10 protein-coding genes are annotated in these 9,155 nt (G+C 68.5%); 5 read left to right on the forward strand and 5 right to left on the reverse strand.

Annotated features, from left to right (window positions below):
* The first annotated feature begins 126 nt into the window (after positions 1–126).
* Entirely contained in the window at positions 127–1,473 is a 1,347-nt protein-coding gene (locus ABT115_RS30390; protein ID WP_351796604.1) for a 6-phospho-beta-glucosidase, read from the forward strand.
* A gap of 35 nt (positions 1,474–1,508) precedes the next feature.
* Here the strand turns inward: ABT115_RS30390 and ABT115_RS30395 are convergent, their stop codons facing one another.
* Together ABT115_RS30395 and ABT115_RS30400 are read right to left on the reverse strand one after the other, a co-directional pair.
* Positions 1,509–1,949, reverse strand: coding sequence for a hypothetical protein (locus tag ABT115_RS30395; protein WP_351796607.1), 441 nt, complete (start codon positions 1,947–1,949; stop codon positions 1,509–1,511).
* Positions 1,943–2,401 carry an ATP-binding protein gene (locus ABT115_RS30400; protein WP_351796609.1) on the reverse strand — a complete coding sequence of 153 codons (459 nt, stop codon included), beginning with the start codon at positions 2,399–2,401 and terminating at the stop codon, positions 1,943–1,945. Before ABT115_RS30400 ends, ABT115_RS30395 begins: the two co-directional genes overlap by 7 nt.
* A 208-nt stretch (positions 2,402–2,609) precedes the next feature.
* Between ABT115_RS30400 and ABT115_RS30405 the strand changes: the two genes are divergently transcribed.
* The 4 genes from ABT115_RS30405 to ABT115_RS30420 all read left to right on the forward strand — a co-directional run bounded on the left by ABT115_RS30405 (position 2,610) and on the right by ABT115_RS30420 (position 5,389).
* Entirely contained in the window at positions 2,610–3,470 is an 861-nt protein-coding gene (locus tag ABT115_RS30405; protein ID WP_351796612.1) for a Sco1979 family transcriptional regulator, read from the forward strand.
* On the forward strand, positions 3,470–3,706 hold the full coding sequence (locus tag ABT115_RS30410) for a DUF397 domain-containing protein (RefSeq protein ID WP_351796615.1): 237 nt from the start codon (positions 3,470–3,472) through the stop codon (positions 3,704–3,706). Before ABT115_RS30405 ends, ABT115_RS30410 begins: the two co-directional genes overlap by 1 nt.
* Positions 3,707–3,805: 99 nt before the next feature.
* Positions 3,806–4,615 (forward strand): SAM-dependent methyltransferase, encoded by an 810-nt coding sequence (locus ABT115_RS30415; protein WP_351796618.1) that lies wholly within the window; start codon positions 3,806–3,808, stop codon positions 4,613–4,615.
* 324 nt (positions 4,616–4,939) lie between these two features.
* On the forward strand, positions 4,940–5,389 hold the full coding sequence (locus tag ABT115_RS30420) for a YchJ family protein (RefSeq protein WP_351796621.1): 450 nt from the start codon (positions 4,940–4,942) through the stop codon (positions 5,387–5,389).
* 26 nt (positions 5,390–5,415) lie between these two features.
* On the opposite strand, the gene ABT115_RS30425 is transcribed toward ABT115_RS30420, so the two are convergent.
* The 3 genes from ABT115_RS30425 to ABT115_RS30435 all read right to left on the reverse strand — a co-directional run bounded on the left by ABT115_RS30425 (position 5,416) and on the right by ABT115_RS30435 (position 8,813).
* The gene (locus ABT115_RS30425; protein WP_351796624.1) at positions 5,416–7,491 is read right to left on the reverse strand and encodes an MDR family MFS transporter; all 2,076 of its coding nucleotides are present in this window, start codon (positions 7,489–7,491) and stop codon (positions 5,416–5,418) included.
* A gap of 218 nt (positions 7,492–7,709) precedes the next feature.
* On the reverse strand, positions 7,710–8,255 hold the full coding sequence (locus ABT115_RS30430) for a hypothetical protein (RefSeq protein ID WP_351796627.1): 546 nt from the start codon (positions 8,253–8,255) through the stop codon (positions 7,710–7,712).
* A gap of 294 nt (positions 8,256–8,549) precedes the next feature.
* Entirely contained in the window at positions 8,550–8,813 is a 264-nt protein-coding gene (locus ABT115_RS30435) for a hypothetical protein (protein ID WP_351796630.1), read from the reverse strand.
* Positions 8,814–9,155: the final 342 nt, after the last annotated feature.

Raw genomic sequence — 9,155 nt, forward strand, 5'->3', positions numbered from 1 at the left:
GCCGCGGACCTGCAAATCCGCGGCCACCGGGCCGGTGATTCGTCCCGCCTGCGTCGCGACGGGGGAGAGCTGCCGTCCGGAGTCGCTCGGGCCCCGTCCGGGCCGGCCCACGTACCATGCGGAAGCGTGAAGCTGACAATTCTGGGCGGCGGCGGATTCCGGGTTCCACTCGTGTACGGGGCCCTGCTCGCCGATCGCGCCGAGGGCCGCGTGTCCGCAGTCACTCTCTACGACACCGACGCAGACCGGCTCACCGCCATCGCCAGGGTGCTCGGGGAACAGGCCGCGAACGTCCCGGACGCGCCCGCCGTCACCGCGACGACCGAGCTCGACGAGGCGCTGCGCGGCGCCGACTTCGTCTTCTCGGCGATCCGCGTCGGCGGCCTCGACGGACGGGCCGCCGACGAACGGGTCGCCCTCGACGAAGGCGTACTCGGCCAGGAGACGGTCGGGGCGGGCGGCATCGCGTACGGGCTGCGTACCGTGCCCGTCGCCGTCGACCTCGCGCAGCGCATCGCGCGGCTCGCCCCGAACGCCTGGGTCATCAACTTCACCAACCCGGCCGGCCTGGTCACCGAGGCCATGTCCCGCTACCTGGGCGACCGGGTCATCGGCATCTGCGACTCCCCGGTCGGCCTCGGCCGCCGTATCGCCCGGGTGCTCGGCGCCGACCCCGACAGGGCCCGGATCGACTACGTCGGCCTCAACCATCTGGGCTGGGTCCGCGGACTGCATGTCGACGGCCGTGACGAACTCCCGCGGCTGCTGGCGGACCCGGAACTCCTCGGTTCCTTCGAGGAAGGCAGGCTCTTCGGCGTCGACTGGCTGCAGTCGCTGGGCGCCATCCCCAACGAGTATCTGCACTACTACTACTTCAACCGGGAAGCCGTACGCGCTCATCAGGACGCCGAGCAGAGCCGTGGCGCCTTTCTCCGCGAGCAGCAGGAGGGCTTCTACACCCGGGTGAAGGACCCGGCCGCCCCCGCACTGGCGACCTGGGACCGCACCCGCGCCGAACGCGAAGCCACCTATATGTCGGAGAACCGGGAGGTTGCCGGGGTCGGCGAGCGGGACGAAAGTGATCTGGAGTCCGGTGGCTACGAGAAGGTGGCGCTCGCCCTCATGCGGGCCGTCGCGCGCAACGAACAAACCTCGCTCATCCTCAACGTCCTCAACCGCACGACGCTTTCCGTGCTCGACGCGGACGCCATCATCGAGGTGCCGTGCCTGGTCGACGCGAACGGCGCCCGTCCCGTCGCCGTCGACCCGCTTCCGTACCACGCCGTCGGTCTGGTCACCGCGGTGAAGGCCGTCGAGCGCGCGGTACTGGAGGCGGCTGAGAGCGGCTCACGCGCCGTCGCCGTGAAGGCCTTCGCGTTGCACCCGCTGGTCGACTCGGTGACCGTGGCCGGTCGCCTCCTCGACGGGTACCTGAAGGCCCATCCCGGGCTCGCCCATCTGAACCGGCCATAGGGCGTGTTTCGAAGGGGTCCGGCGGCCGGACTGCGTCAGCGAACGGAGCCGGCGCGTGCGCCGCCGGACGGTGCCCACGACGGCGTCACACCCGTGACCTGGCACACCATCAAGAAAAGCGGGATGGGCGGGGTGTACGGCTCGCGGTTGTCGGGCTGGTGGATCAGCCGGGGGCGTACCGCCGGAACACAGGCCCCTTTCGCATAGGCGGCCTGCGTGGGCCAGTCCAGATCGAGGTCGGAGCCCGCAGGAACGATCCACCACCAGCGGTCGGCATCCGCGAAGACGCAACCGGTGCGTGGCAGATGAGACATCAGCCGGAAGCCGTACCGGGACGGCACCCCCACCGCGTCGCAGCCCAGGCTCGCCGACAACGCCGGTGGCAGCGGCAACTGCACCGTGCCCGTGCCGGTGGCGCGCTGGGGCTCGCGGGAGCGGCGCCCTCCGAGCAGATGGGACATCGCGTGCTTCAACATGACCGCTCCGAGCCATGCGGCAGTTCTGCCCAGACGATGCGGCCCGAGCCGTTGCCCGCGTCGCGGGAACCCCAGGAGCTGCTCATCGCGTCGACGAGCAGCAGGCCGCGTCCGTGCTCGTCATCGGCGGTGCGGCACAGCCGCGGCCCCCCGGGCTGGCGTCCTTGGTCCTGTACGGCTATCCGCAGCCGTCTGTCGAGGCAGTGCAGTTCGCACACGACGCGAGCGCTCCCGGTGTGCACCATCGCGTTGGTGACGAGTTCCGAGACGATCAGGATCGCCGCCTCGTGCGCGTCCTCGTCCAGCTGCCACTCGTCGAGCCGAGCCCTCGTCAGCCGCCGTGCAACGGCCACCGACTCGGGGTGCGTCGGCAACGCGAAGCAGTACCGGAGCGCTTCCGTCCCGGGGCTGAGATCCATGAGCCGGGGGACAAGCGCGCTGCCAGGTGCCACAACCGATTCCTCACAGTGGGGGGCTGCGTCACGCTCCGCGATCCCACGCAAATGGGGGCGGCCGTGACCACGTGAACTGGTTCACTCACCAACTCTCCCCCTGTCGAGAACACTTGGCAAGGGGCACTCTGAAAAATTCAGAGTGGCAGTGTTCTGGGTGGCCCGCGCATGGCACACTGCTGGAAAACAGCGCATCGGGAGGTCTGAAGTGAGCGAACCGCGGTCCGCCCCGACCGTGGGTCAGGTCGTTCTCGGCAAGCGCCTGCAGGATCTGCGGGAGCGTGTCGGCCTGAGCCGTGACCAGGCTGCCAAGGTGCTGCGGGTCGCACCTGCGACGATACGCAGGATGGAGACCGCCGAGGTCGCTCTCAAGATCCCATATGTCCAGCTGCTGCTGAAGGCGTACGGGATCGCCGACGACGAGGCCGACGCCTTCGTGGAGCTCGCCGAGGAAGCCAATAAACCCGGCTGGTGGCAGCGCTTCCACGACGTGCTGCCCGACTGGTTCAGCATGTATGTCAGCCTGGAGGGCGCCGCGAGCCTCCTGCGCATGTACGAGCCACACTTCGTCCCCGGACTGCTGCAGACCGAGGACTACGCGCGCTCGGTGATGCGCACCGGAGCCGTCGGCCAGACCAGGCCCGAGGACATCGAGCGCTATGTGGCGCTGCGGATGGAACGCCAGTCCCTGCTGACCAGACCGGACTCCCCGAAGCTCTGGGTGGTGATGGACGAGACGGTGCTGCGCCGTCCCGTCGGCAGCGACGACGCCATGCGCGGGCAGATCGACCGGCTGCTCGAAGCGACCGAGATGCCCCATGTGACGCTGCAGATAGCGGAATTTTCGACCGGTCACCATCCGGGCACCTACGGCCCTTTCGTCCTCTTCCGCTTCGGCATCCCCGAACTCCCCGACATGGTTTACAGCGAGTACCTGACCGGAGCCGTCTACTTCGACGCGCGCCCCGAGGTGGCTTCCTACCTCGAAGTCATGGACCGCATGGCGGCTCAGGCCGCAACTGCACAACGCACGAAGGAAATCCTCCGGGAATTCCGCAAGGAGCTCTGATGGAACCCATATACAACGGCATGCCGGCCGCCGAACTCGGCTCCGAGGGCTGGCACAAGCCGTGGAGTGGTGGGAACGGAGGCAATTGCGTCGAAGCCATGAAGCTGTCCGACGGCAGAGTCGCCGTGCGCCAGTCCGCCGATCCCGACGGCCCCGCGCTGATCTATTCCCACCGCGAGATCGCCGCCTTCATCCAGGGGGCCAAGTCCGGCCAGGCGGACTTCCTTCTCACCTGAATCCACGGCCTTCGCACCCGAATCCGCAGCGCCGGAGCCCGCCCCCGCCCCCGCCCCACACTCTCATCGTTTGTCGACTATGGACCCATGGAGCGCGCTATGACCGGGCACGAGCCCCGAGCCATCGAGATCGACACCAGCAAGCCGCATCCCGCCCGGATGTACGACTGGTTCCTCGGCGGCAAGGACAACTACCCGGTCGACGAGCAGATGGCCCAGCAGTTGCTGGCCCTCGACGCCAGAGGGCGCGACATGGCCCGGGTCAACCGGGCCTTCATGCACCGGGCCACCCGGTGGCTGGCGGAGAACGGCATCAGCCAGTTCCTCGACATCGGCACCGGCATCCCCACCGAGCCGAACCTTCACCAGATCGCCCAGCGGACCGCCCCCGACGCGCGCATCGTCTACTGCGACAACGACCCGATCGTCCTCGCGCACGCGGCGGCCCTGCTGCGCTCCACCCCACAGGGTGCCACCGAGTACATCCAGGCCGACGCACGCAAGCCGGAAGTCATCCTGGAGCAGGCAGGCAAGGTCCTCGACTTCCGCAAGCCGATCGCGCTGTCGTTGCTTGCCCTGCTGCACTTCCTGGACGACGAGGACGGCGCGGCCGAACTCGTCGACCGCCTGGTCGAGCGGCTCCCGTCCGGCAGCTACCTGGTGCTCTCGCACGCCACCGGGGACTTCGACCCCGAGGGCGCGGCGCAGGCGTCCGCCATGTACAAGTCCCGCGGGATGACGCTGCGCCTGCGTTCCCACGCCGAATTCTCCACGTTCTTCAACGGACTTGAACTCGTCGAGCCGGGTGTCACGCTCTCCGCCAACTGGCATCCGGAGCTCGGCGAGGTCATCGACGTTCCCGGCGACGAGCCGATCCCGGGCTACGCGGGCGTGGCCCGCAAGGCCTGACCGCCCGGCCCCGCGCCGCACCGGACTGACCCCCAGCGAGTGTGCGACATCCCGTGGTGCGCCGCGAGGCGCCAGTGCGCCGTGAGGCGCGGTGAATCGAAGGAGGTGCAAGACCTCCTCGCCAGGCTGTCGCAGCAGCTTGGTGGGAGCTGAGCGCAGTCCGACCCGGGAGACGCCGGGGAGGGCGGGAAGCAGCGCTGACAAAGCCGGGACTGCTCGGAATGCGTACGACGCAGCGCGATCAGGTCGCGATCGTCATCAAGGAAGAAGAACCGCTTCACCCCGGCCCGCTGAGCCGGCTGGACCGCGGGTGACAATGGACGCATGTCACGACGCACCACACGACCGAGGCGGTCCGCCACCGCAGGAGCACGGCCTTCCGCAATCACCGCGCAGTCGCCGTGCCCGTGCGGCCTGCCCGCTGCCTACGCGGACTGCTGTGGCCGCCTGCACACCGGGACCGTTGCTGCGCCGACCTGCGAGGCGCTGATGCGCTCCCGGTATGCCGCATTCGTCGTCCGGGACGAGGCCTATCTGCTCCGCACCTGGCACCCCGACACCCGGCCGCTCGCGGTCGACTTCGATCCCGGAATGCGCTGGGTGCGGCTGGAAATCCTGGACACGACGGACGGCAGCGCGTTCCACACCACGGGTACGGTCACCTTCCGCGCGCACTACACGGACCACGGACGGCCGGACTCGCTCCACGAGAAGAGCCGCTTCGTCCGGTCCGAGGGCGCCTGGGTGTACTCGACCGCGGTCTTCGCCGACTGACCTGGCCGCGCGGTGACCGGGCCCGTTCAGATGGCGGTCCCCACCTGTGACTTCTCCGGTGAGAGCGCTTGCGTCAGGTCCTCCGCCAGCAACCGCTTGGCGATTAAATCCACTGCCGCGCGCAGCTGCCGGTCGTCCGGGCGTGTCCCGTGCTCTGCCAGGCGCTCATTGAGCCACCGCGCCCACGCGTTGTTGATCGCCACGGCCTCCCGGTTCCCGGCGGCCGTATGCGTGAAAAGATGACCGTCACCGGTGAGATATCCCTCCTCGATCATCCGGTCGAAGACCGGCACCAGTACCTCCGGCGGGACCCGGTGCCGGGCCGCGATCAGGTTCAGTCCCGCATGGCCGACCATCCGGGTGAACAGCTCGACCTGCATCACCGCCCAGGCCCCCGCCATGTCCAGCCGGGTGTCCGACTCCGTGACGATCCGCCGGGCAGTGTCCGGACCCGCCCCGCGCAGGATCTTGGCCACGGTGAATGCCATGACCTTGGCTGAGTCGCCGTCACTCGGCTGGGCGAAGCCCTCACCCATGTCCGTCGAGCCGACCCGTGCCGTGTCCCGCAGCTTCATCTGCTTCAGGAAGAGCGCCACGACGAACCCCAGGACCGTGACCGGCACCGTCCACAGGAACACGGTGTGCAGCGTGTCGGCGTACGCCTGGGCCAGTGGCGCGGACTGCGCGGCGGGCAGACTGTGCAGTCCCTCCGGGCTCAGCGCGGCCTTCGTCAGCACCGTGGGGTTGCCGCCCGCCCGTGCCGCCGCGGCGACGCCGTCGGTCAGATTCGGCTTCAGCGCATTGGCGTAGATCGTGCCGAACACCGCCGTGCCGAAGGAGCTGCCGAGCGTACGGAAGAACGTCACGCCCGATGTCGCCGTGCCCAGATCCGAGTAGTCGACCGTGTTCTGCACGGCGATCGTCAGTACCTGCATGGACAGCCCGATGCCGACGCCGAGCACCAGCATGTACAGCGACTCCAGCCACACCCCGCTGTCCGGGCCCATCCGGGAGAGCAGAAACAGCCCGACCGTCATGACGAGTGAGCCCACGATGGGGTAGATCCGGTACCGGCCCGTCTTGGAGACCATGTTGCCGCTGAAGATCGAGGCGCCGAGCAGCCCGATGACCATCGGCAGCGTCCGTACCCCTGAAATGGTTGCCGAGTCCCCGTCCACGTACTGCAGATACGTCGGCAGGAAGGTCATCGCGCCGAGCATCGCGAAGCCCACGATGAAGCTCAGGACCGAGCAGACGGTGAACACCGGATTCCGGAACAGCCGCATCGGCAGCATCGGCTCCTTCGCCCGGAACTCCACGAGGCAGAAGACCGCGAGCGCGATGGCTCCGCCCGCGAAGAGACCGATGATGACGGGCGACCCCCATGCGTACTCATTGCCGCCCCAGCTCGTCGCGAGGATCAGTGCGCTCGCGCCGACCGTGACCAGCGCGATGCCCAGATAGTCGATCACGGGCCGCCCGGCCGCCTTCACCGCTGGGATCGTCCGGGCGGCGGCGATGACCACCACGATCGCGATCGGCACATTGACGTAGAAGGCCCAGCGCCAGCTCAGATGGTCGGTGAAGAGCCCTCCGAGCAAGGGCCCGATCACCGTCGACACTCCGAAGACCGCACCCATCGCACCCTGGTACTTGCCCCGCTCGCGCAATGGGATCACATCGGCGATCAGCGCCATCGAGGTGACCATCAGCCCGCCCGCGCCGATGCCCTGCAGTCCGCGCCAGACGATCAGGAGCGTCATATTGGTCGCCAGGCCGCACAGGAACGAACCGGTGATGAAGATGACCGCCGACAGTTGGAAGATGATCTTCCGGCCGAACAGGTCGCCGAACTTACCGGCCAGGACCGTCGCCACTGTCTCGGCGAGCAGATACGCGGTGACCACCCAGGACATATGCGCGGCGCCGCCGAGATCCGAGACGATCGTCGGCAGTGCGGTGCCGACGATCGTCTGGTCCAGGGCTGCCAGCAGAATCCCCAGCACGATGGTCGCGAAGACGATGTTCCTGCGGCGCGGATCGAGTACGGGCGGTGCGGCGGCACTCTGCGCGGCGGGGGCGGTCTCGCTGGCAGTGGTCACGTCTGCACCCTCACACCGGCCCCCGTCTCCCGCATGTGGGGGACGGCCAGATGTGTCGTCAGGCCAGCAGTTCCCGCACGGAAGCGTTCATGCGGGTCACGAACGCCTCCCTTACCGGCTCCGGCACCTGGTCCGGCGAGAGGTGTACGGCCGGTCGGCGACCCGGAGCGGCGGCGGTAGCCGGTACGGTGCACCCGGGTCTCCGGCCGGGGCGAGGATCAGCTGATGCGCCTGCAGATGTCGTCCGTGGACCCGTGGACCATGCGCAGCGTCCGGTACCCGGTGGGGCTGATGGCGAGGGTGTGAACGCCGTCGATCCGGTACTCGCCGCGCGGCAGATTGCCGTTGTTCTCGCCGACGCCGACGAGAACCGGTCCGATCGTGTGCCACAGCTGCGAACCGTCGGTGCCGATCTCGATGATCGTGCTGCCACCGGCATCGACGTCGTAGAAGGCGTCGGTGTCGGTATTGGTGACCCGGACTACGAGATCACCCTTGTAAGCGATCTCCTTCGGCTTTCCGTCAGGATGGGTCGCCAGCACCTGCCGCACGACCTCGTCGACGATCGGTTCGGTGTGGATGGGGAAGTCGCAGCGGGCGCCGGCCGGCTGGTCGGTCGGCGGGGTGGGTGCGGGTACCCATTCCGTCCTTCCGGGCGCTGCGGTTTCTGCGGAGGTGGGCGCGGCGGAGGCGGGTGCGGCGACTGACAGTGCCGCGGCGAGTGTCATGGCGACTGTCAGCGAGGAAAAAGTGGTCCGTCGCATGGAAGCTCCCTGCGGGGGCTCGCGGATGACGTGGCCGACGTGCCCCCGTGCGCCGGTCACACTTTCACCCGGCTGATCATGCCCAGGCGGACTGCGTTATATAAGGGGTGCGTGTGGCCTGAGTTGCCGGGCGCGCGAACAGACCGCGCCCGGAACGTGTGCCGGGCGCGATCAGCTGAGACATCGGAGCCGCCTTGCGGTTCGGAGATGCAGAAGGCGGCGACCTTCGGGTCGTCCTCGTCGCCGTAGCACTGCGGCACCCTCTCGGCCGGCGGAGTGGGGATTGCGGATGGGTCACCAGGAGCTGGCGGGGCGCACCGGAAGTCGGGGGTGATGGGCGGCGAGGATCTTGTTGGCGCGGGCCAACTCGGCGAGTGCCTGCTCACGGTCGGCCTGGTCCTCGCCGCACAGCCGTGGGCCACGGAACCTGAGCACCTCGCGCGCGGCGCATTCGGCATCGAACTCCGCCTCCACGATGTGCGGCGGGATGCAGGACCCGATCAATGCGGCGACGCGGTCCGGGATCGGCACGGGGACGAGGAGGTGCGAGGCGGTCATGGAGGCCCTCTCGGATGGTTGGCCAGGAGGTGGTTCTCGTTGTGACCGCCGGGTGGGCGGTCGGCTCCTCCATGCTTACGGGACACAGTTCCGGGTTTCTCGTTGAGAACGTCTCTGTGTGGCAACCGTTTGGGACTGATCGGGGTTTTTTCCTTACCCGTGAGTAAGTTGACCGATCATTGCGGTCTCTTGCCAAGCCTCGGACACCCGCACTCGCGAAAGCGCGAGGCCAGTGCCGCAAGCGGCACTAAGGGCTGTCCCGTAATCCCTGGCGGGCGCGCGACGACAGCTACGGCACCTCGCCGCGTTGTCGGAACGTCCGCATACATCCAGTATGCGGAC

Source organism: Streptomyces sp. NPDC001832 (genome assembly GCF_040297265.1).
In the GTDB taxonomy this organism is placed as follows: Bacteria; Actinomycetota; Actinomycetes; order Streptomycetales; family Streptomycetaceae; genus Streptomyces.